The following is a 24,009-nucleotide window of genomic DNA, read 5'->3' as shown; positions in this document are numbered from 1 at the left end:
AACTACCCCGGTAGGATAGGCCTTTTCTTCTGTATTGGGCGCAACTTCATTGGCATAAATCGCAAAAACCTTTATGCCATGAAAACCTTTTACAAATTGAAAACTTCGTGCCTCAGCACACTGGCCTTGCTGGGAGTATTTGCATTTTTTTCAAGTCAGAAAGCCAGAGCTCAGGTAACAGGCGGTACTTATACCGTAGGAACAGGGGGCAACTACACGACTCTTCAAGATGCCTTCAATGATATTTCGCCATCGAACCCATTCACAGCTGATGTGGTGTTTGAATTAAAAGCAGGTTACACATCATCAACTGACCTGAGCGTGACAAGTCCTCCAAATTATCTGGATTATTCTCTCACAGTGAAGCCGGCGGCCGACGTAACATTTATCGAACTGAATCACGACATCACTTTCAGTGGTGAGCGAAATGTAATCTTCGACGGTGCACATCCGGTGAGTGGAGATCGGGTCATCCAGCTGAATGGGGTAATCACGATCCAATATTTGAATGATGGCATTACCATCAAGAACATGAAAATCAATATGGTGGACAGATACGGTATTTACTGCGGAAACAACGTTTCCAGCACCGCTCACTGGCATAATGTTACTATAGAAGGAAACGAGTTCTTTACAGAAACTCCACTTGATTTAACAGGCAATATATATGCGATTATATCGTATCCGACATCAACAGCAGTTTCTCAGTGGCCCACCAATTTCAGAGTGGAGAACAACCTTTTCCACAAAATCGAAAGAACCAACAATTCGGGCAATGTATATGCTATTTACGTCCGAAACGCCCTGCGGGCTTACAATAACTATATTCATCTTACCCACAGCACTGCCATGCCAACTAACATTGGTATTCATTCCGACAGGGGCGACATCGAGGTGATGCACAACACCATATTGTTCGACGGTGGCAATACCAGCTCGAGGAACTCGTCAGTTGGCATTAACAATGGCGCCATTTACAGCGAGACCAACGGGAAAATACAAAATAACCTGATCAGCATTCAAAGCGAAAGTGATGCCACGGGAGGGAAAACCGGCATTTTCGCCGGCAGCTTCAGCGCCAAGAGCAACAACATCTACATAAAAGATGACGGCGTAAGCACAATTAAATACTATAGCAACACAGCCGGAGGAGATAAGGCTGCTGCCCTGGCCTACGACGCTACGACGACATTTGCAGAGCCCAGCTTTACAGATGCGGTAAATGGCGACCTGTCGCTGGCAGGTGCATCGCTTACTAATCCAGACTTCCGTTCCAGCTTTATCACGACGGTCACAGAAGACATAGAAGGCACAACCCGTCATCCGGCCCGGCCCAGCAAAGGAGCATTTGAGGCACCCAATATGGTGGCTGATATCCTAACTTTCAGCCATGCCGGCCAGTATGAGTACGCCATTATCGATAATTCAAATTCCACGGTGTTTCAGGAGGTAACCACAGCTACAAATCTTAGTGCCGTAACGCCCACTATAACTACCTATTACGGCGCTACGATTAGCCCACTTACCGGTGTAACAAGAAACTTCACCTCACCGGTGACCTATACAGTAACAGCAGAAGACGGCGTGACGACAGATACCTGGACCGTCACACTTGTTCATAAAAATGACGCACCAACTGATATAATCCTAAGCAATGCCGATGTAGACGAGAACACTGCCACAGGTACTGTCATCGGAATATTTTCAACCACTGATGCCGATGGCGACGACACTCACGTTTACACCCTCGTTGGTGGAACAGGAAGTACCGACAACGGCTCCTTTACTATCGATGGGTCCAACCTAAAAGTCAACACTTCGCTGGATTTCGAAACCAAAACCAGCTATTCGATCCGGGTGCGAACTGACGACCAGGTGGCTTATGGCGGGACTTTCGAGAAAGTCTTTACCATCAGCGTAAACGACCTCCCTGATGAAACACCGTCTGCCATCAGCATTGACAACTTAAGCCTGGATGAGGGGGCTCCTGCCGGGACAACCGTTGGCTTGCTCAGCACAGAAGATTTAGATGCTGGTGATGAGCACACCTATACGCTTGCAAGCGGGGCGGGCGACGCTAACAATTCCCTCTTCGATATCAGCGGCGATAAACTGATCAGTAAAAAGAGTTTCGATTTTAACATGGGCTCAAGCTATTCTGTTAGAATTCGGTCAACGGACAATGGGGCAAACTTCACCGAAGAGGCTTTTACCATTGCCATAAAAGATTTCTCTGCTGGTGCTCAGGGCATCTCTGGCAGCCAGCTACAAAAAATTGTGGCAAGCGACAGACGCACAGGTGATAATTTTGGAGGGGCAGGAGCTATTTCAGGAAATTATGCCATCGTTGGGTCAACTAATAGTGACTTTGACGAGAACGGTGCCAACTATGTAAATGGCGCAGGTGCTGCTTATATATTTGAAAAGCAGGAAAATGGCACCTGGGAGCAGGTGCAAAAACTAGTGGCTCCGATTCGTACCGGGTATTTGTTTTTTGGCTACAGCGTGAGCATTTCCGGAAACTATGCAGTAGTTGGGGTGCCAAACGACGAGGATCAAACAACCGGAAATTCAGACGGTGCAGCTTATGTATATGAGCGAAACGCAAGCGGCACATGGGAACTGATTAACAAGCTTGTTCCTTCGGATGGACAAGACGAAGGCGTAGAATTTGGTACTGCAGTTGCCATCTCAGGCGAACGGCTGGTGGTTACAGCATTGTATGAATACTACGACGAAAACGGGATGAACTATGCAGATGATGCAGGTGCTGCCTACGTTTTTGAAAGGAATGAATCAGGAGAATGGATTGAAGTGCAAAAAATTGTTGCCAGTGACAGGGGCACCCGAGGGTACTATTTTGGTGAGTCGGCAGCTATTTCAGGTGATTACCTGGCGATCGGAGCTCCTGAAAGCTACAGCCTGGATACCGATGGAATCACCGAAATTGAGAGCACAGGCGCTATCTATGTATTTGAAAGGAACGAAAGCGGGGTTTGGGTAGAAGTTCAAAAACTCACTGCAGCCGAGGGTGAAGAATACGACTACGCAGGCTATGCAATCACCATGAGTGGAGAAACCATTGTCATGACTGACGAAAATAAAGGTTTTGATGAATCAACATCAGATGCCGGAGCAGTCTACGTTTTTTCACGATCGGCAGGAGGGGTTTGGGAGCAGTCCCAAACAATATTGTTTTCAACACCATTTGAAGAACAATATTTTGGGCGTAGTGTGGCCATTGAAAATGAAACGCTGATGATATCAGCTGAACGAATGGAGGAGTCTGTGGACCTACCTGCCGTTTTTATCTACAGTAAAAATAGCGAGGGTGAATGGGTAACAACTGGCACCTTAACTTCGTCGGATGGTACTTCAAATGACGATTTTGGTGGTGTGATAGCGGTAGACGGACAGTTCGCATTGATAACCTCAGAACGTGATTCAGAAGATGCAGAAGGCTTAAACTTTCTTAGTAGTGCTGGTTCAGCTTACCTATTTAGTCTTTGCGAAAATCCAGATTTACCGGAGATAACTGCATCTGATGCGGAAATTTGCCAGGGAACAACCGTAACACTCTCCGTAGGCGACGCAGTATTGAATGGCGCTACTTCCTGGGAATGGTATGCTGGAGACTGCAATGGCACATTCGTAGGCTCGGGTGCCTCTGTTGAGGTAAGTCCAACAAGCACAACTACCTACTACGTGAGAGGTGAAGGCGGCTGCGCCGATCAGGGTATTTGCGCTTTCATTACTATCGAGGTTTTTGAGACTTGCCCGGAAGCAAACATTGTTACGTTCGAACTGGAAGACCAGCTCAACAACGCCATTATCAATAGCACTGCCCACACAGTGACCCTGGAAGTTCCAACAGAAGTGGATGTGACTGCTCTAACTCCCACCGTGGCCGTATCATACGGAGCAACTGTAACGCCCGCAAGCGGAGCTGTTCAGGACTTTTCCGCCCCTGTTACCTACACAGTCACCGCCGAAGATCTCAGCACACAGGCATGGACAGTCACTGTCCTGCGGGTGCTATCATCAGCAAACGACATCCTGGCGTTTGAACTCGACGAGCAAACAGGCGATGCCCTGATTGATTCAGAAAATCATACAGTGACCATCGAGGTTGCACTGGGTACCAATTTATCAACGCTTATTCCTACTGTAACTATGAGTTTCGGCGCAACCGTGAGCCCCGCCAGCGGCACTAGTGTTGATCTTTCTTTACCTACAGTCTTCACTGTAACTTCCGAAGATGGCACTCCACAGGAATGGACGATAACTGTCACAGAGGCTCCAAACACGGGCACTGATATCCTTTCATTTGCCCTTGTTGAACAAACTGGAGATGCGGTAATTAGTATAACCAACCACACGGTGGCAATAGAGGTCGCTTACGGCACCAGTCTTGCTGCGCTCACACCAACCATCACTATCTCCGAGGAAGCCAGTATTGATCCTGAAAGCGGTATTGAACAAGACTTCACCAATCCTGTAGGGTACGTTGTCACTGCCGAAAACGGAGATACGCAGGAGTGGACGGTGACAGTTACCATCGCTCCCAATAAAGCCAGCGACATCCTCACCTTCATATTGGCAGAGCAAACAGGTGACGCTGTGATCGATTCCGAAAATCATACGGTAGGGATAGGTGTTCCTTATGCCACAGATCTTACGGCGCTTACACCAACCATCACCGTTTCCGACCAGGCAACTCTTGCGCCAACAAGTGAAAGCACGGTCGACTTTTCTTCTGCGGTCGTTTATACAGTGACTGCCGGCGACGGTAGCACTCAGGAGTGGATAGTAACAGTAACGCCCGCTATGAATTCAGCCACCGATATCCTGACCTTCGTGCTGGCTGAGCAAACAGGCGACGCAACGATCAGCGCAACAGACCATACGGTAGCCATTGGAGTCCCTTACGGCACCGACCTGACCGCCCTTACTCCAACCATTACGGTTTCCGAGCAGGCAACCATTGACCCAACAAATGAGGCCGCTGTCGACTTTTCTTCTGCTGTCGTTTATACCGTAACCGCTGGCGACGGTAGCACGCAGGAGTGGACTGTAACAGTAACGTCTGCTATGAATTCCGCCACCGATATTCTGACCTTCGTGTTGGCCGAGCAAACTGGTGATGCAGTGATCGACGCAGAAAATCATAGCGTATCGGTGACTGTTGCCACTGGTACCAATGCCACAGTGCTTGCCCCCACCATTACTGTTTCGAATCAGGCGACAATTAGTCCGGCGAGTGGTGCAGCACAAGATTTTTCTGCTCCAGTCACCTACACGGTAACTGCCGGGAATGGTGCCACCCAGGAATGGACAGTCACGGTAACAGTTGAGCCTGCGCCATTGAGCAGTGCCAGGGACATCCTCACCTTCTCGCTGCCGGAAGAAACCGGGCCAGCAGTGATTGACGCTACTACACATACCGTGGCCATCGAAGTAGTTGCTGGCACCAATATAACCAGCCTTACCCCTACCATTACCACTTCAGCTGCTGCTTCTATCAGTCCTGCAAGTGGTGCCCCTAAGGATTTCACGAGTGCCGTGGTCTACACGGTGACGGCCGAAGACGGCAGTAGCCAGGAGTGGACAGCAACCGTGACAGTAGCTCCAGCCACTGAACCTTTAAGCGCCGCTAAGGACATCATCAGCTTTTCGCTTCACGAACAAACAGGTGATGCACTAATTAATACCACGGATCACACCGTGACTGTGGAGGTGGAAGCTGGCACTGACGTCAGTAACCTTAGTCCTGCGATTACCGTGTCAGACAATGCCTCGATAAGCCCTGGTAGTGAAGTGGCCCAGGATTTTTCATCAGCAGTTGTGTACATCGTTACGGCTGAGGATGGCAGCACACAAGAATGGACGGCTAGGGTAACAGTTAAAGAAGGGACAAAAACAGGTATTGCCGAAGCCTTCGCCAACGTCACCGTTTACCCCAACCCTGCAACTGAGCAAATAAAAGTGGCGGGGCTATCCAAAGGCAGCAGCCTTCAACTGGTAACTCTCAACGGCGCCATCATCAATCAGGTCAGCAGTAGTATCTATGAAGTCGAATCTATCAGTTTGACTGGCTTAACCGCAGGGGTGTATGTGCTGCAAGTCTCAACCGAAGGGAAAATAAAATCCTACAGAATCATCAAAGAGTAATTCCACAACGACAACGAAAGGGCATGGCAGCATAAGTCCCTTTCATCAGTAAACCGGCCATCTGGTCGATGGCTCACTGGTTTATGCGATCAAATTCCCTCTCAGGGAAAAGTAAAACCCCGGCATTGTGTGCCGGGGTTTTTATGTTTTACGACTTATTTTAAGCAATAGCTCTATGCTCCTTTCACCTGATAGCCCTGCTTCCTGAGAAACTCAGCAACCTTGGGCCTTAAATCTCCCTGAATCAAAATCTCGCCATCTTTCACACTGCCGCCAGTGCCACAGTGGGCTTTCAATTTTTTACCAAGTGTCTCCAGGTCAGCATTGGTTCCAATGAAGTTCTTCACAAGCGTGACCTGCTTGCCTCCCCGGCCCTTGTTCTCATAAAAAATTTTCAGCACCTGCTGATTAGCAGGCAGTGTATCCGCCTCTTCCTCCTGATCTGTGGTATAATCAAAGTCCGACGCAGTGGAGTACACAATGCCCACCCTATCCTTATGACTGTTTTTTTTCGACATGAACTAAACCTTCTTTATTATTTATGAAGGCGGTAGGTCCATACTGGTCTTTCAGCATGATTAACTACGTCCTCTGCAATACTTCCAAGGAAGAATCGACCAATACCGGTCCGGCCACTGGTGCCCATGGCTATCATATCCGCCTTTATATCACCAGCATAGTGCATGATCCCTTCGTCAGCATTCAAATCATTGTAAATACTTCTTGAGGTGTTCTCAAGTCCGTATTTTTTAATGAAGGCATCCATGGCGATAATATCGTCGTGAGATGGATGGAAGTCATGAGGGGTGTTCACCTTTACAACATGAAGCTTGGCACCGAAAAATGTTTGAAGCAGTTTAAGCTGCTCAATCAAAGCAGGTTGGTCTTCAGTGAAATCGGAAGCAAACACAATGTCTTTAATGTCAATCGTCACGGGTCTTTTTAAAGTAATCACCGGGCAGGTAGCATGACGAACCATTTTCTCGGCATTGGAGCCAACCGTCAGCTCGTCGATTCCGGAAGAGCCTGAAGTTCCCATTACCAGCAAATCAACATTGCTGTCGTTGATTTCATGGGTCAAAACCTGGAAAGGGTTGCCAGAATGAATATGTGTTTCCACCGTTACTCCCGACACGCTCGCAGCAAGCTCAGCCAATCTTCTTTCGGAGCTTTCAATCAGCTTGATGGTGAATATTTTCTCCATCGGATCGTCGCTTTCCACTTCGCCGGTTACATGGAGAGAAGAGCTGCTGGGCACTTCAAGCACATGAACAAGTTTGATTTTAGCTGACGCTTTTTTGGCGATGACAGCTGCAAAGTCTAAAGCATATTTGGCTTGTTTTGAAAAGTCGGTTGGAACAAGGATATTCTTCATGTCGTAAAAATTGTGATGTTAGAATGAACCTAAAAATAGTAAATACCTCAGCATTTACTAAGCTTTTTAAACAAACAGGTAACTGATTTAAATCAGAATGCCTATTCCGAAGGTGATGACAAAAAGCATTGTGCTCAAAGCCATCATTTTTAAAAATGGGTCGAGCTGCATTGGATCTTCTATGGTTTGCACACCCCTCCCCACTTTCCAGAAGAGTGGCAAGCTGACGAGAAACAGCCAACTGCTATAGCCCCCGGCATTTTGCAAAACATAGATAGCGCCGCAAAAAAGGCCCGCCGTTAGCAGTATCCAATGGTAAATAACAGCCTTTGACCTACCAATACGCACGGGGATGGAATATTTTCCGGCCGCCTTGTCACTTTCTATGTCTCGAATATTGTTCACATTGAGCACGCCCACAGAGAAAAACCCAACAGACAAAGCCGGAAGCAGTACAGGCCAGTCAATGGTTTGGGTGTGCAAAAAATAAGAGCCGCCCACTCCCACCAAGCCAAAGAAAATAAGTACAGAAATATCGCCCAGGCCGGCATAGCCATACGGTCGCTTTCCGTTGGTGTAGCCTATGGCTGCCAGGATACACAATATGCCAAGTCCCAGAAAAATAAGCAGCAGTTTCAACTCAGCCCCGAGGGCTACCCACAGCAATGCCAAGCCGCTGGCAAATGAAAAAAGCGCTGTAACCACCATCGCCTTTTTCATGGCAGCAGAAGTTATTTGCCCCGACTGTACCGCCCTGCTTGGCCCCTTGCGGTCACCTTTGTCGGCTCCATGAATGGAGTCACCGTAGTCATTGGCCAGGTTAGAAAGAATTTGGAGCAGCAAAGTGGTAAGGGCCGCCAGCCACCATACCGACCAGCGAAACTGGCCGTGGGCAGCAGCCAGAAACGAGCCCATAGCGATGACCGAAAGCGCCAAAGGAAGAGTGCGGAGCCTGAAGGCCGAAATCCACGGTTTGATTTGCATGCGACAAAGGTAAGGAGGAATTGGGAAATTGTTCGACTTGCCAGGCAAAGTCGAGTCATCCTGTCATTTCCCGTTTTTAGATTCCACATAACAATATGTAACTTACCTCCTAACACTTTGGTTTATGAAACTGATTCCATTAGCCCTTCTTTGTCTCGGCTTATCCATTTATTGTTCCCGGGCATTGTGTCAGGTCGATCCGGATGCTTCTGACAAAACCTTCTATCTCTACGACAACCTAAGAAGGGTACAAGCCAGCAACCAGTTTCTTTTCGGTCAGGAGTTTTTCAACAGCTTCAGTTACGCTTCTGGTTCAGCCCACGGAGACAAGGAATCATCGGACAGTAAAGACGTGACAGGGACACACCCTGCTGTATTAGGGTCCGATTTTCACTACTATTTGGAGAAATCGGAAGGAGAAAGACGCTACCACACAGAGGCTGTGAAATGGGCTTACCAGCAAGGCTATGTCATCACTTACGATTGGCACCTCAGTGCCAGGGGCACTAACAGCTATGAATATAAGGATGATGTGAAAGACCTTGTGAGCAATATTGTGGATGACCTGAACGGCGACAAAGACTGGTACCTGGGAGAACTCGACAAAGTAATTGACATTATCAATAACGAGCTGGTGGTCGATGGTGAAAACATCCCCATCGTTTTCCGGCCCCTCCACGAAATGAATGGCGGCTGGTTTTGGTGGGGCAGCAAAGCCACTACTCCGCAAACTTACAAGGCCCTTTACCGGCTCACGCAGCAATACATAGAAGAACGGACGAACACCGTGCTCTTTGCCTGGTCGCCCAACAATCCAGTCGATTTCAATTACTACCCTGGCGACGACTATGTGGACATTGTGGGCGTAGATGCCTATGAGGTTTCTGTTTCGGGCTTGCGCAACATTCTGGCGCCCATTGTCGACTACTCATTTGCCAGCGGCAAAGTAGCAGTGTTTACAGAAACTGGCAACCGAACCAACGGAGGGGTCTCCAACGGAGATGATGCAGCCCGATACTGGCTGGATACAATATTGCCTGCCATCACAGGAGACCCAACCGGCCGATCCCAAAACATCGCCTGGGTGCTTACCTGGATCAATGCGGCCTGGTCGTTTCCTTACGTGCCCTACGCCAATAGCAGCGAGGCTGCAAAAGCAAGCTTCATTGCCTTCCAAAGTTCGTCCGCAGCGATATTTGGGAACGAAATGCCCGACATGTACAGATTCTATGATGTAACTGCCGTAGCCGAGAACAAACCTAATGAAGAAATCCAGCTCTTTCCCATGCCGGTCACCAGCGAGCTTACTATCCGGCTGTCGGGGTTCGAGAACCAGTCTCTGGTGAAAATATATGACCTGAGAGGCAAGCTGGTGCACGAGTTGACTACCGAAGGAAATGAAATGACCGTTCACACCGAAGGGCTGCTATCAACTGGTGTCTATTTACTAAGTGCTACCGACTCAAGGAAAGCGGTGAGCAGGAAGGTGGTGGTGAATTAATCACACTAAACCCTCCAAGGGTTCAAAACCTCTTGGAGGGGTTGCAAGAAAAAGGGGCTCGTCGCCCCTCTTCATTTCAATGTTAAACCTTCTTAGGATCAGGATGCACCCATGGGCTGCTGTAAGCCCTTTGTAACTTCTGAGTGGCTTCAGCATCGCCCGGTACGGTCATTGTTTTGGGATCGTACGACAACGGCCTTCCCAACTCCATCGATATATTGGCTAGTATACAGCTTGCCGTAGAGATATGCCCTTCCTCAATGTCGGCCACGGGTCTGCTTTTCTTATCAATTGCATTCAGGAAGTCAAGCATATGCAATCTGGTGGCAGGTGCGGCATTCAACTCAATGCGCTCTTCTGTCAAATCTTCAGGATACTTCTCTCTTTCGTATACCACGTCTTTGTGAATCTTTTCTCCGTCACCCACAGGCACAAAATCATACTGCATGGTGCTGGCAGAAAGCGTCCCTTTATCGCCGTAAAGCTTGAACGACCATGGGTATTGCGGGTCAGCCGGTGTACCCCAGGTGCGGTGCGTCCACACGCAGTTCAGCTCCGGATATTCGAAGTTGGCTACCTGTGTGTCTGCGATATTGGACTTGGCATCTTTCTGGACAAAAATGCCTCCATTGGCACTAATTTTTGTTGGCCAGCCCAGCTTCAGCATCCAGCGTACAGTGTCGAGCATATGCACGCACATGTCGCCAGTTACGCCGTTGCCGTACTCCATAAACGCTCTCCACCACCGGATATGAGGAATGCCATCATAAGGACGAAGGGGCGCAGGGCCAGTCCACATTTCGTAATCAAGAAAATCAGGCACTGGCTCTAGCGGAGGATTAGAATTATTACGCATGGCAAAATAGCAGCACATTTCCACGTGACGGATGGTGCCAAGCAACCCTGCATCAACTATGTTTTTCTTGGCGTCAATCAAGTGAGGAGTGCTCTTGCGTTGCGTACCCACCTGCACCACCTTGTTGTATTTTCTGGCGGCGGCTACCATGGCTTCGCCTTCCAGCACATCTACGCTGATTGGCTTCTGCACATACACATGGGCGCCTGCTTTCACAGCGTCAATCATTTGCAGCGAATGCCAGTGATCGGGCGTGCCAATCAACACGATGTCGAGCTCATTTTCCGAAAGCAGCTTGCGGTAGTCGCCGTACAGCTTCGGCTTCTTCCCTGACTTCTGGCGCTTGCTGACCAGGTCAGCCGCAGCGTTCAGCATGTTTTTATCTACATCGCAGAGGGCAACCACTTCCACAGGGGCTACCTGTATCAACCTAAAAAGGTCGCTCTTTCCATACCAGCCTGTTCCGATTAGCGCTACCCTAAAAGGCTGTTGTGGATTGATGAGATCGATGCCCCGGAACCCAAAAGTAGACAATGCCAGGGTTGCCGAGGCCCCTTTAAGAAAATGCCGGCGATTGATGTTAAAAGTATTCATTTAAGTAGGTGTTTATTGTAAACGCAAAAAGGAAATGTGGCATGTCGGCATCAATGAAACCGTTATCCCTTATCTATATAGTTAGAAAATAAGTAAGAAAAAAGTACGGGAGCGCTTATCGGACATTAGCAAGGCTGAAGGGAAAGACGAGGCTGTTTTTGAAGAGCAAAGAAACTATTGGAAAAAAGAGATGTCTTTTGATTGCAACAGTTATTTTTTACATGAGAAAGCTACTTTTCAACCTAAACATCAACACTTTCATCATCCTGTTTCTGGGTACCCTCAGCATTGGCTGTGGTTTATCAAAAAAGATGCACGCCAGCAAAAAACCAGAAGCAGCTCAGATGGTCACCTCTGACATCGATCAATTCTGGAGTTCCTTCGACAAAGACAATGGGAAAAACCAAGCGATGACTTACGAAAGTGAATATTTGAGCAAAGGCAGTGCCGGGCTAAAAAGCTTCATCAAGTTGCGGATAGGGAATGCCAACAACCTTACCAAAGCTATTTATGAGAACAGGGAGCAATATGAGAACATAAGAACCGGCAGCCTGGCACTTTCCTCAAAGGAAACTGAAATCAGGAGCTACTTCAGCAGATTAGGCGCACTGTACCCAAAAACCATTTTTCCTGATGTGTATTTTCTGATAGGAAGAAACAATTCCGGCGGTACCATATCGGCCAAAGGGCTACTGATTGGCGTAGAGATGTATGAGGACTCCGACATGATCCCGGAAGTAGTTGTTCATGAGTTGATCCACTACCAGCAGAGGTACTATTTCAAGCTGAAGTCATTCACTCTTTTGGAGCAATCGATCAAAGAAGGTAGCGCTGATTTTATTTGCGAGTTGGTGACTGGCACTCGCCCTTACAAAGAAATTTATCAATATGGAAAAGCTCATGAGGGCGAACTGAAGGCAGAGTTTCAGCAATTCATGCACAGAAAATGGAAAGAGGGCTGGGACGGCTGGATGTATGGCGGAGCGAAAGAAGGCAGACCTGATGACCTGGGATATTGGATGGGCTACCAGATTGTGAAGGCGTATTATGACAAGTCGGAAGACAAGAAAAAAGCTGTGAAGAACATACTGACCATTCGGAATTTTGACAGGTTTGTGAGGGAGAGCGGTTATTTTGAGAAAGGGCATTTGGCTACTGCCCTGCGTTGATTGGCGAACTATCGCACAAACATCTCCTGCCGGTCATTGCGATCGATCTTTCTACTTATCAATTGTGACTGGCTTAAATCAGCGAGAGAACCAATCTGTTTATTGCGAAGCGCTACCCTAACTGGCAGATTGCTTCTCCGCCAACCGGCGGATCGCAATTACCGGCAGGTGGTGTTGAGACTTCGAATCGGTGTCTGACGGCCGCCAACGCTTTTGCCAGCGCTGCCATGCCGACACCTACAACAACCCAGTCACCTGCTCGTCCATCGGGTTGACAGCAGACGGGAAAAACTGAACGACCTTGCCATTTTCATCGATCAGGTACTTGCAGAAATTCCAGGTGGGCACCTTGCCAGTTTGCTTCTCCAGCCAGGTATATAAAGGAGCCGTGTTCCTACCAACCACGTCAATCTTTTCGAAGAGCTGGAAGCTAACGCCGTAGTTCTTTTTGCAGAACTGAGCGATCTGCAGATTGGAGCCTGGCTCCTGGCCGCCAAAGTTGTTGGCCGGAAAGCCCAGAACGGTCACCTTGCCGCCGAATTGTTCATGCAGTGCCTGCAGGTCTTCGTACTGTGGGGTGTAGCCGCATTCTGATGCTGTATTGACTATCAGTATCTTTTGTCCTTTGTATTTTGAGAAGTCGATGGTTTCGCCGTCAATAGAGACCATTTTGAAGTCGTAGAAGGATTCTTGTGCCATAGCTGTGGAAGAAAGAAGAATGAGAAGGTAGAGTAGTTTTTTCATGGTCTTGCGCATTATTAAAGAGGTACTATCTGTCGAAGCGATTAAAGAGGTTACTCTGTGCGGAAGCGCACAGAGTAACCTCTTTAATTCGTTTTACATCCGCTCAGGAACGTCTATTCCCAATAACCCCATTCCGGTCTTAATTGTTCTAGCCACCACGAGAGAAAGCATCACCCGCAGCTTCACCTTTGCCTGGTTGTTTTCATTGAAGATGGAATGCTCGGTATAGAACCTGTTGTACTCCTTGGCCAGGTCAAACACATAATTTGCGACTACTGCAGGGTTCAGTTCTTCTGCCGACACTCTCACCTTGTCGGGGAAGTCGGCTATCACACGGATCACTTCAGCCTCTAATGTTTCCAGATCAAGTGTTGATGGGTCAAATCCCTTCAACTCAATGCCAAGCTGCTCTGCCTTTCTTAAAATAGCTGTGATACGGGCGTGGGTATACTGCACAAATGGCCCCGTATGGCCATGAAACTCTACAGACTCCTGTGGATTGAAGAGCATCCTTTTCTTCGGGTCTACCTTTAGCAAATAGTATTTCAAGGCACCAAGCGCCAGGGTATTGTAAAGCTCTTTCGCTTCTGCTTCAGTGAACCCTTCTATTTTTCCCAGCTCGGTGGTGTGCTTCTCTGCTGTATCCAGCATTTCCTGGATCAGCTCATCCGCATCAACCACGGTGCCCTCCCGGCTTTTCATTTTGCCAGACGGCAAATCGACCATACCATACGACAGGTGATAAAGCCCATCAGCATAGCTGCGACCCAGCCTTTTCAAAATACTGAACAGCACCTTGAAGTGGTAGTCCTGCTCGTTGCCCACCACGTAAATCGACTTATTGAACGGGTAGTCGGCATACTTCATATCGGCGGTGCCCAAATCCTGGGTCATGTACACCGACGTACCATCGGAGCGGAGCACCAGTTTGTGGTCCAGGCCTTCTTCCGTCAAATCAGCCCAAACAGAACCATCCTCCTTTTTGTAGAACACACCTTTGGTCAGGCCTTCGTCCACGATGTCTTTGCCCAGCAAGTAAGTGTTCGACTCCTGGTACATTTTGTCGAAGCTCACGCCCATTGCTTTGTAGGTGGCATCGAAGCCTTCGTACACCCAGCCGTTCATCAGCTTCCAAAGCGCAACAGTATCGCCATCGCTCTCCTCCCACTTCTTCAGCACTGTTTGAGCTTCGAGGATCAGCGGTGCTTTTTTCTTGGCTGCCTCTTCATCCATACCTTGTGACTTCAAGGCTTCAATTTCTTTTTTGTATTCCTTATCAAAGATTACATAATACTTACCAATCAGGTGGTCACCTTTCAGCCCGGCCGACTGCGGTGTTTCGCCATTGCCCCATTTCTCATAGGCAAGCATCGACTTGCAGATATGAATGCCCCTATCGTTGACCAGGTTTACTTTGAACACCTCGTAGCCATGGGCATTGAGTATGCGGGAAGTGGCGTCGCCCAGGAAGTTGTTGCGCAGGTGGCCGAGGTGAAGTGGCTTGTTGGTATTGGGCGAAGAAAACTCCACCATCACTTTGCCACCGTGAGGCGGCGTGATACCGAAAGACGGGTTGGTGTATACTTCAGAAAGGGTTTTGCCCCAAAGCGTGTCCGTCATCGTCACATTGAGAAAGCCTTTTACCACATTGTAAGCAGACACTACGCCGACATGAGCCACCAGGTAGTCGCCCAGCAGTTGGCCTGTTTCTTCAGGGTTCTTGCCTGTTACTTTCAGGTAGGGAAAAGTAACAAAGGTATGGGAGCCCTCAAACTCCTTTCTTGTAGGTTGAAAAGCAACGTCGGCTGCCGCTAGCTCGTGGTTAAATACTTCTTTGAAGGCCTGTGAAATGCCTTCCTTCAACTGCTCCTCTAAATTCATCTGTGATCGCTCGGACATGGGCCTTCTGAAAGGCCGTTTCTAAAATGCAGTGCAAAGGTACAGGTAGTGGGAGAATGATACAATGGAAGTTGGGTAAAAGCCGGGTGACCGCCGAGGAAAATACAATTTGCCTCATTTACTATTTTTACCACCGTCAAAAATCAGTTAGATTCACTGGATGATACAATGGGAATATGGCCAATAGCCATCCCGAATTGTTATGAGTCATTGCGGTAACGCACATTTCAACAATCAACGGAACGAACTGCTTTGGGTGAACCTAAACTCACGACCAACAAACTTTTCTGGGGACTCGTCATAACCATCTTAATCTCAGGGGGGCTGCTGAACGGTGGAAGATTTGACAGTAACAGCTTTATTGAAACTTCTCTAGAACTGTTGCTTTTAGCTTCAGTCCTGACTCTCCTATACATGATTTGGAGACGAACAACCTTGAATGCTACAACTCGAACAGAAAAAATCATCCAACTGCTAAGAATTTCACTAACCTTGATACTTTTTTTCTCGCTTGGGCTTGTGACTAGTGACGACTTGAGGAAGCACGACGGACTGATTCTTGGACTAGTAATTTCTTCTGTTGTTTCTGCCCTTGGTCTCTTTGTCCTGACTTTGTTGTACAACGCCCTAACTTCTAAGGATTCATCCAACAACTCGGATAAAGACTCATAACACACCGGTAAAAATGAATGTGGGCTTCAGCGGTTATCGTTGGTCAGTTGGCTTGGATTGTCCGCCACAAATTATAATTTTATCATCGGCGTGGCTAAGATGTAGTGGAAGCGGAGCTGCATAAAACTCCCACACTCATTTTACCGAGGCGTTGTGAGCAAATTTCATCAATGAGACTTCTGCCTTTAATCTTAATGACAATTTCAACTAGTCTGTTTGGACAACATGCCATTGGGGATAAGTATGAATTCTATAAAATGAAATCTGTTAAGCTTAAACCAACAACATTCCAGGCTGACTCTGTACCAACATTAGTCTACATAAAAAGAAACGGAGAAATCTATTTTAGGCAATCGGACATAAGGACTTATATTCAAGAAGCAATTTCACGTGACTCTACCAACAAAAAAGTTGTAACTGAGCTACTGACATTAGTAAATGGAGAAAAGAAAAGGATTGAAATTATTGACTTATTGTTTGAAGCTTGGACTTCAAGCGAATCTGACAGCCTAAAAGCAAAACGGCTGACAAGTGAATATTCAAGCGTGATAAACCATTTAATGGAGTTTATTGGTGCGGACTTAATTTATGAGGGAAAGTTCATGGTTTATAGTTCTGTAGCAAATCAATTTATTAACAAAGGACTTAAGGGAAAATGGGTTGGTACAAAGCAAGGTTCCACGACCTACGACTTTTTATTACCTGACAGGAGTAGATTCTATTGGATTCATACAAGTTTTGTGGACTGAAAACTGCGCATAAGATAGCCAACGATACATGAACGTAAAAACTATCTACAAGACATTGATTTGGGTCGGACTTTTGCTTTTCATCGCTCGGATAGTGGGTGATGAAAAAGCTATCGAATACCTGAGATATGGGCGACTGTCGGCTCCATCCTTTTTGGTATTGGGACAGTAGCTCACTACCTCACTGACCTACGAATAGAAAAGCTCACAACACAGCGGTAAAAATGAATGTGGGCTTCATCGGTTCTCAAGCGTTAGCTGGCTTGGATTGTCCGCCACAAATTATAATTTTATCATTGGCGTGGCTAAGATGTACTGGAAGCGGAGCTGCATAAAACTCCCACACTCATTTTAGGCAGGCGTAGCGGCAACCACTTTTAAAAAAGGAAGCTGTGACAGAGACTTTTGACATGGCTGTTAAAAATCAAATGAATCCAAATGACTTCATTCTATTTCTTGAGAACTGTCGACAGGAACGGGCTTGTTAGATGGGTTCATTACACACGGATGCAGGCGTGTGAAGACACTCGCCAGAACGAGTTAGTTACAAAAACAAGAAATATTAACTAAAATTATAGTTGATAGCCGTATCTTAGCCTTTTCATCAATACAAGACCTCCAGCTATGAGACTGCTTTTAACACTTGCCATTTGCACCATTGTATTACCTCTCCAGGCTCAAACGTTCGACGAGTTGATTGGCAATGGGGCCAAACACTACGATGAAAAGCAATACGCTGAATCAGGAGCGGCATACGACCAGGCATTTGCGTTAAACGAGGGCACGGCCAGTCAATACTACAATGCGGCATGTGCCTGGGCGCTGGCTGAAAATGCAACTCAGTCGACAAAATACCTGGACCTGGCGGCGGACAAAGGCTGGAAAAACGTGAAACATGCGCAGCGAGACAAAGACCTGACCTCCCTGCATACCCATCAAAACTGGGAAGCGACTTTAGCGAAGATGCAAGCCAATCTCGATGATTACGAAAAGGATTTTGACAAACCCCTGAAGGAGCAGCTGGAGAAAATATACGTCAGGGATCAGACACTGCGACAGCTGTACATGGATGCAGAAGAGAAATTCGGGAAGGGCTCCGAGGAAATGAAGTACTTCTGGCAATTGGTTGCCGAGCAAGACAGCTTAAACGAAGCGGAAGTAGTAAAAATTATCGAAGAAAGGGGCTGGGTGGGCATACCGCTGGTGGGAGGACAAGCCAATATCACCCTGTGGCTTGTGACCCAGCATGCCCCACTCGAAACCCAGGAGAGATACCTGCCTTTGCTGAAAGCATCGGTGCTAAAAGGAGAATCGAGTGGCAGCCACCTGGCGCTGTTGGAGGACAGGATCCAGATGCACAACGGCCAACCACAGACATATGGCTCCCAAATAACCAGTGACAAGGAGAGCGGGCAGCAAATAGTGTATGAAATCAAAGACCCCGAGTACGTGAACCAGAGGAGAAAGGAAGTAGGCCTCGGCCCTATTCAGGAATATGTGAAACGCTGGGGCATAGAATGGACGGTGGAGCAAAAAGAGAAATGACCGTCAGCCTGTAAAATGCCTTCCAGGAACTGCTCCTCTAAATTCATCTGTGATCGCTCGGGCATGAGCCTTCTGAAAGGTCGTTTCTAAGATACAATAGAAAGGTGCGGTAGCAGGAGATTGATACAATGGAGCGGGTAAAAGCACTAGCTTCTTGTGGGAAACTCAATGGATTTGGCTGGCAAATAACCTCAGTAAGGTAAAATATCCTGACGCCAATCCCAAGAGACAAACCACGCAAATAGTAACCACACAAATTGACTGAAAGAAGGTAAAACTCAACTCCCTTCCCCTGCTTTCAATACACCATAGAATGTCTTTTCCTGTGCCCACACGCACGGCAACTACAATTTGCATATCATGCTAGCTTTGGTTAAATCGGAAATAACTTTAGCGTTAGTAACCCTGTGTGACCGATTGTTTCAGATCATTATTTCCCATTAGCACTCAGCTATGGCCTTGAGTTGCGCAATAAAAACAAGGGATAAAAATCATTTTTCAATAAAAAAAGTTACTTTCCAAACAGAAAAATAACGACCAATGCTTAGACACCAGCCAATAGTTTTCCTGCTGCTGATGCCGATTTTCGGGCAGGCCCAAAACGACACACTTCCCCTAATAAAGCCACTGGAAATTTTTGAAAAGGTCAGAGAGTTCCGTAGCAATGAAGACTATGTTGGCGCCGTCGAATTATTAAAGCATATACCCGAAAACGACACAAGCTATTTTCTTGCCCAAGCCGAACTGCTTGTTACTTACGGAGCGGCAAATGACATTAATCCTGCCAAAGCATTGGGCGCACGTCTTACGGCGACAAACAACGAGTACAATGCCACCAATTTTTTAGAATGGGGGAATGCCTGGCTCAATGCAGGGGATGCCGAAAAAGGAGTCGATATCTATAAAAAAGGCCTGAGCAGGTACCCCACACACCATATGATGCACAACAATATTGGTGTTGCCTACTTTAGATTAGGTCAATATGCGCTGGCCGAAGACCATTTAAAGGAGTGCCTGAGCGTTAGCCCATTCTATTCCAATGCCCATATTATGCTCGCCCGCATAATGATTCTCAAAGGGCTGCGAACGAAAGCTATGCTGAGCTTAATGACCTATTTGGCGATTAATCCGGATGACAACAGTGCACTGGTAATGCTGGAAAACCTCGTTAACGGCGCAAACCGCCTGGAAGGCACGCTCGCTGCACATGAAATTAATAATGATTTTTACTATATCGAGCTGTTGCTCAGGTCAAAAGCACCATTAGACGAGAGGTTCAAAACTTCGGTGGATTTCAATGCCTCCCTCGTTAAATACAGCACGATGCTTCTCGAAAACTTAATTTACAATTCTGAAAGTGAGGATTTCTGGATGCGATTTTACGTTCCATTCTATCTCAAGTTACATAAACAGGGTCTTTCTACATTTTTCATCTACAAGCTACTTTCATCCACAAAGAATGAAAAAGTGAGCATGTGGTTAAAAAGTCACCAGAAAGAAAACGATGCCTATGTCGACTTAGCAAATAAGGAGTTGGGCAGCGCCAAATTCAGTAAAAAAATCACACTTCTCGGCGAGACAAAGATGTTCCCTGTTTGGTACTATGGCAATGGAAGAGTGAACGCCTTTGGAGAACAAGTGGATGATGACACTCGTGTTGGCCCCTGGGTAATCTATTATGACAACTGGGAGAAAAGTAGTATTGGAAAATACAGCGAAGATGGAAAGAAAATTGGAGATTGGTTTTTCTATCACAAAAACGGCGAATTGCTAAGAAAGGAAGTATACGATGAGAATGGGCGGGTGATTGAAAATGTGGTATACTATGATAACGAGGGGAGACTTTCCACTGAGGCTCCCTTTTCAGACGGCAAACTGAATGGAGAGCTCACGTACTATATGGCGTGTGGTCAGGTATCGGAAATCCAGCCTTATGAAAATGGAGCCAATACCGGTCAGGGAGTGGTTTACTACAGTAGTGGGCAAAAGTATTCCGCCATGCAAAGTCAGGATGGGTCGTTGGAAGGAACATACGACTACTACTACAAATCGGGAAATCTAAAAACGTCCTATACCTACGCAAATAATCTACGCCACGGCCCTTTTAGCAGCTTTCACCAGAATGGTTCAAAGGATGAGCACGGGGCTTTCTTCGAAGGCAATGAAACCGGAGACTGGAAAGGATTTCATGACAATGGAGAGCTAAGATACGAAGGGGCTTTTCTGGACGGAAACAGGACTGGTGAATGGAAATTCTACAATCAGGACGGTTTGCTTACCGAAATTGAACAGTACGATCAAGAAGGCAATAGTCACGGTAACTATAAATTTTTTGACAAAAAAGGGCGCCTTTATGGCGAAGTAGTTTACTCAAAGGATCGGGTAGTAGAATACACCTACTACGATTCAGAAGGGGTTGTTATTGCACATGAAGCCGACGTTTCAGGAAACCTGCCTTACAAAAGCTACAATGCACTTAGACATGTGTTGGCAGAGGGAACGCTGACAAGTGGAAAGCTGAATGGCCCTCTCATCTATCGTCATTATAACGGTAAATTAAGCCAGCAAGGCAAGGCCGTCGACAACAGCTGGGACGGAGAATTTAAAAGCTTTTATGAAAATGGGCAGGTAAGGGAGCACAACACTTATTCTGACAAAACGGCTAACGGCTACTATCGGGAATACTATATTAACGGAAAGGTAAAATCAGAAGGCTGGCAGCAGGATGATATGCCCGTTCAGACATGGCATTACTACTACCCGGATGGCACGTTGGAACGTGAATCGTATTACCTGAAAGGTGAACTTCATGGTCCGGTACGTGAATATGACTTCAAAGGGAGGTCTTTCAGTGAATACACTTATGATCAGGGCATATTGGAAAAAATTGTACTCTATGACACGCTTGGATCACCCTTCTATAATACCCATTTGAAGAATGGCTCCGGCACCTATGAGCTTCAATATATTAGTGGAAAAATTCGGCAAAAATCCGAAAGCGTCTGCGGTGAATACACAACCGATGTGTTTGTATACGCCTCTGATGGGCGTGTGACAACAAAAATCCCTATCAAAAATGCAGAATACAACGGCACCTACGAATTTTTTGGATCGGAGGGGAAGCTGAAGGTTACCGGCAACTACCTTAACAACAAACAGTCCGGATTATGGACATGGTACGACGACAAAGGCTCAGTGTCCTCCACAACTGAATTTCTAAATGGTTTAAGGAACGGAAAAAGCATTCATTATTACGAAAACGGCAAGGTGGAGTCGGAATGTTCCTACAAAAATGGGGTGAGAGAGGGAAGCTGCCATTACTACAGCATGAACGGTACACTACAGGTAGAAAAAGTTTACGACAATGACCATGTGGTGGGTTATAGACACCTCCTGCCCGATGGAAATATTAGTCAAATATTCCCATTCGATCCGTCTGGAGATTTTACACTCAAGGCCTATTTCCCCAACAAGGAACTAAGTTGTTTGCAGGAGTATAAAGACGGACTGATCCACGGGTCGCTGAAATATTATGAAACTAACGGAACCGTTCAGGAAGAAGGGCATTACTCGCATGGAGAGTTGTCGGGACCATACAGACATTTCCTTGCAAACGGTCAACTTAGTAGTGAGTCTCATTACAAGTACGATGAATTGGAAGGTGTTCAGAAGTTTTTCTTTCCAAATGGTAAGTTACGCAAGGTCGTAAACTGGCATATGGGTAAACAAAATGGTGAAGAGATTGTGTTTTCTGCTGACGGCAAGGTGAAAAAAAGAAATTACTACTGGAATGATGAATTATACCAATAAGCTTTTTATAGGTCTCTTGCTTGTAATCTTCCCGGGTGCGTTAAGCAACCTGTACGGGCAAACTGGCGATCGGGAAGCGACCTTTGCCAGGTACAAAAGCTTGTATCCCGATGAGCAGGCAATCTACCTTGTTCTTAAGCAGCATATGAATATCTCAATGGCAAATGACTCGCTGATGATTACCACGAGTCATTATGAGGAGATGCTTCATTTGGGCGAAAATTCGAAACCCTATGCGCAGGGAAAAATCTACAGCAGCTCATTTATAAGGGTTAGCCAATTGGATGCAAAAACTCTCGTTCCCGCTAAAAAGAAATATGAAGTTGAGCAAGTCAAGGAATTTAAAGAATCGTTTGACAAAGATTCTAATATATTTTACGACGACGTCAAATATATCAACTTTCTCTTTCCCGCAATCCAGCCTGGGGCAAGAACTCAACTGTCATATACCGAGACGGTTACCGATCCGCATTTTTTGGGACAATACCGACCAGCTACATTTATTCCTGTCATCGAGTCGGAGTTCGTGGTAACGGTAGATGATGGAATAGACATTAACTTTTATACCTTCCACCGATTTGAGGACATTTATTCGAGAGAAGAAAAAAGTATTGGTGGAAAGAGAATTTTTCGCTTCAGCGGCAAGAATATTCCGAAAATCAAATTTGAAGCCAATAGTCCTAGTCTAAGCTACGATGAGCCTCATTTAATTCCTGTAATAAGAAGCTTTACGTCCTCTGAAAATGACAAAGTCAATGTATTGTCTTCGTTGCAGGATCTTTACAGCTGGTACCGGGGGTTCATTCACGACCTGAAAAAAGACGACCCGTCGATAAAGGGTATTCTTGATTCAATAGTCAACCCTGAAGATACCGAGCTAGAGAAGGTGCGGAAGGTTTTTTACTGGGTGCAGGACAACATCAAGTATATCGCATTTGAACAAGGTATGAGGGGGCTGATTCCCCACCCCGGCAGCTATGTACTCAACAACCGATATGGTGACTGCAAGGACATGTCAAGTATAATCATAAGCATGCTGCACCAACTTGGCATTGATGCCAGGTTTGTATGGATTGGGTCACGTGATCTTCCCTACAAATACTCCCAACTCCCAAGCCCGATGGTTGATAACCACATGATCGCTGCCTACCAGCACGGAAAAGAATGGATTTTTCTGGATGCCACCGGGCAGTACATTCCGTTCGGTTACCCCACTTCTATGATTCAGGGGAAGGAAGCGCTGGTGGCTGTGGAAGAAGATCACTACGAATTAGTCACAGTACCGGTGCAAACCCCCAGCGAAAGCATAATGAGCGATTCCTATACCTATTCAATTGAAAAAGGGATGGTGAAGGGAGAAGGAAAATTACAACTCACAGGCCATGCAAGAGTATTCAACGCATACAAAATGATAAAGTCCAACAAAACCAGCGTTGATAATTATGTGAACCGCCTTTTAAGCAGAGGAAGCAATAAATTCTTTGTAGATAGTTATCAAATAGCTCACCTCGACAACCGAGACGAGCCCATCGCACTCGACTACCAATTTCGAGTGGAGGACTATTACCGAACAACAGGGAATCAGATTTTTTTCAACATGAACATGGATAAGGGTATGGCGGGCGGCACCATCAAACCGGACCGGGTTCATTCTTTGGAAAACGAATATCAGTACGTGAATTCCAGCGAAGCTATTTTTAATATTCCTGAAGGCTACGCCATAAGCTTTGTTCCTCAGGACTCAGGCATAGACACTGACATTTTTAGTTATAAAATAACCTATACCCAGGAGGCAAACAGAATTGTGCAGAAGAGAGATTATCAGATTAAATACCTACAGTTGCATCCACAGCAATTTTCCGTTTGGAACGAAGCAATAAAACACTACTCCGAAAGTATGCGGCAGGTAGTCATTCTCAGTAAAAAAGAAACAGAGTAAG

14 protein-coding genes are annotated in these 24,009 nt (G+C 46.6%); 8 read left to right on the top strand and 6 right to left on the bottom strand.

All coding sequences use genetic code 11. The annotated features are described in order from the left end of the window. Nucleotides 1-78 precede the first annotated feature (78 nt). On the top strand, nt 79-6,171 hold the full coding sequence (locus RIF36_RS07520) for an SGBP N-terminal domain-containing protein (protein ID WP_350129899.1): 6,093 nt from the start codon (nt 79-81) through the stop codon (nt 6,169-6,171). Nucleotides 6,172-6,344: 173 nt separating this feature from the next. Here RIF36_RS07520 and RIF36_RS07515 read toward each other — a convergent pair whose 3' ends face one another. The 3 genes from RIF36_RS07515 to RIF36_RS07505 form a co-directional block, all read right to left on the bottom strand. After that, on the bottom strand, nt 6,345-6,689 hold the full coding sequence (locus RIF36_RS07515; RefSeq protein ID WP_350076440.1) for a translation initiation factor: 345 nt from the start codon (nt 6,687-6,689) through the stop codon (nt 6,345-6,347). A gap of 17 nt (nt 6,690-6,706) precedes the next feature. Then, nucleotides 6,707-7,546: a universal stress protein gene (locus tag RIF36_RS07510; protein ID WP_350076442.1), complete on the bottom strand. Its 840-nt coding sequence runs from the start codon at nt 7,544-7,546 to the stop codon at nt 6,707-6,709. Between the two features lie 87 nt (nt 7,547-7,633). Continuing rightward, a complete protein-coding gene (locus tag RIF36_RS07505; protein ID WP_350076444.1) occupies nt 7,634-8,530 on the bottom strand; it encodes a 1,4-dihydroxy-2-naphthoate polyprenyltransferase in 897 nt (298 codons plus the stop codon). A gap of 124 nt (nt 8,531-8,654) precedes the next feature. Here RIF36_RS07505 and RIF36_RS07500 point away from each other — a divergent pair, with 124 nt between their 5' ends. Further along, nucleotides 8,655-10,031 (top strand): glycosyl hydrolase, encoded by a 1,377-nt coding sequence (locus RIF36_RS07500; RefSeq protein ID WP_350076408.1) that lies wholly within the window; start codon nt 8,655-8,657, stop codon nt 10,029-10,031. 82 nt (nt 10,032-10,113) lie between these two features. On the opposite strand, the gene RIF36_RS07495 is transcribed toward RIF36_RS07500, so the two are convergent. Beyond that, complete coding sequence (locus tag RIF36_RS07495; RefSeq protein ID WP_350076406.1) at nt 10,114-11,481, bottom strand: Gfo/Idh/MocA family protein; 1,368 nt, start codon at nt 11,479-11,481, stop codon at nt 10,114-10,116. A 221-nt stretch (nt 11,482-11,702) separates the two neighbouring features. Between RIF36_RS07495 and RIF36_RS07490 the strand changes: the two genes are divergently transcribed. Continuing rightward, nucleotides 11,703-12,650 carry a DUF2268 domain-containing putative Zn-dependent protease gene (locus RIF36_RS07490; RefSeq protein WP_350129896.1) on the top strand — a complete coding sequence of 316 codons (948 nt, stop codon included), beginning with the start codon at nt 11,703-11,705 and terminating at the stop codon, nt 12,648-12,650. A 237-nt stretch (nt 12,651-12,887) separates the two neighbouring features. On the opposite strand, the gene RIF36_RS07485 is transcribed toward RIF36_RS07490, so the two are convergent. Then, nucleotides 12,888-13,394, bottom strand: coding sequence for a glutathione peroxidase (locus tag RIF36_RS07485; RefSeq protein WP_350129893.1), 507 nt, complete (start codon nt 13,392-13,394; stop codon nt 12,888-12,890). Between the two features lie 93 nt (nt 13,395-13,487). Further along, nucleotides 13,488-15,275, bottom strand: a complete 1,788-nt coding sequence (gene argS, locus RIF36_RS07480) for an arginine--tRNA ligase (protein WP_350129890.1) — start codon at nt 15,273-15,275, stop codon at nt 13,488-13,490. Nucleotides 15,276-16,135: 860 nt separating this feature from the next. Here argS and RIF36_RS07475 point away from each other — a divergent pair. The 5 genes from RIF36_RS07475 (at nt 16,136) to RIF36_RS07455 (ending at nt 24,008) form a co-directional block, all read left to right on the top strand. Beyond that, nucleotides 16,136-16,714: a hypothetical protein gene (locus tag RIF36_RS07475; protein WP_350129886.1), complete on the top strand. Its 579-nt coding sequence runs from the start codon at nt 16,136-16,138 to the stop codon at nt 16,712-16,714. A gap of 28 nt (nt 16,715-16,742) precedes the next feature. Next, entirely contained in the window at nt 16,743-16,886 is a 144-nt protein-coding gene (locus RIF36_RS07470) for a hypothetical protein (protein ID WP_350129883.1), read from the top strand. Nucleotides 16,887-17,338: 452 nt separating this feature from the next. Then, nucleotides 17,339-18,259: a DUF6624 domain-containing protein gene (locus tag RIF36_RS07465; RefSeq protein WP_350129881.1), complete on the top strand. Its 921-nt coding sequence runs from the start codon at nt 17,339-17,341 to the stop codon at nt 18,257-18,259. A 540-nt stretch (nt 18,260-18,799) separates the two neighbouring features. After that, nucleotides 18,800-22,069, top strand: a complete 3,270-nt coding sequence (locus RIF36_RS07460; RefSeq protein ID WP_350129878.1) for a hypothetical protein — start codon at nt 18,800-18,802, stop codon at nt 22,067-22,069. Further along, entirely contained in the window at nt 22,050-24,008 is a 1,959-nt protein-coding gene (locus RIF36_RS07455) for a DUF3858 domain-containing protein (protein WP_350129876.1), read from the top strand. The genes RIF36_RS07460 and RIF36_RS07455 overlap by 20 nt, the downstream gene beginning before the upstream one ends. The last annotated feature ends 1 nt before the right edge of the window (nt 24,009 follow it).

Origin of the sequence: Imperialibacter sp. (genome assembly GCF_040222815.1) — a bacterium.
Classification (GTDB): domain Bacteria; phylum Bacteroidota; class Bacteroidia; order Cytophagales; family Cyclobacteriaceae; genus Imperialibacter.
Note: the sequence above shows the minus strand (reverse complement) of the source record. Positions and strands in the feature narration are given on the sequence as shown.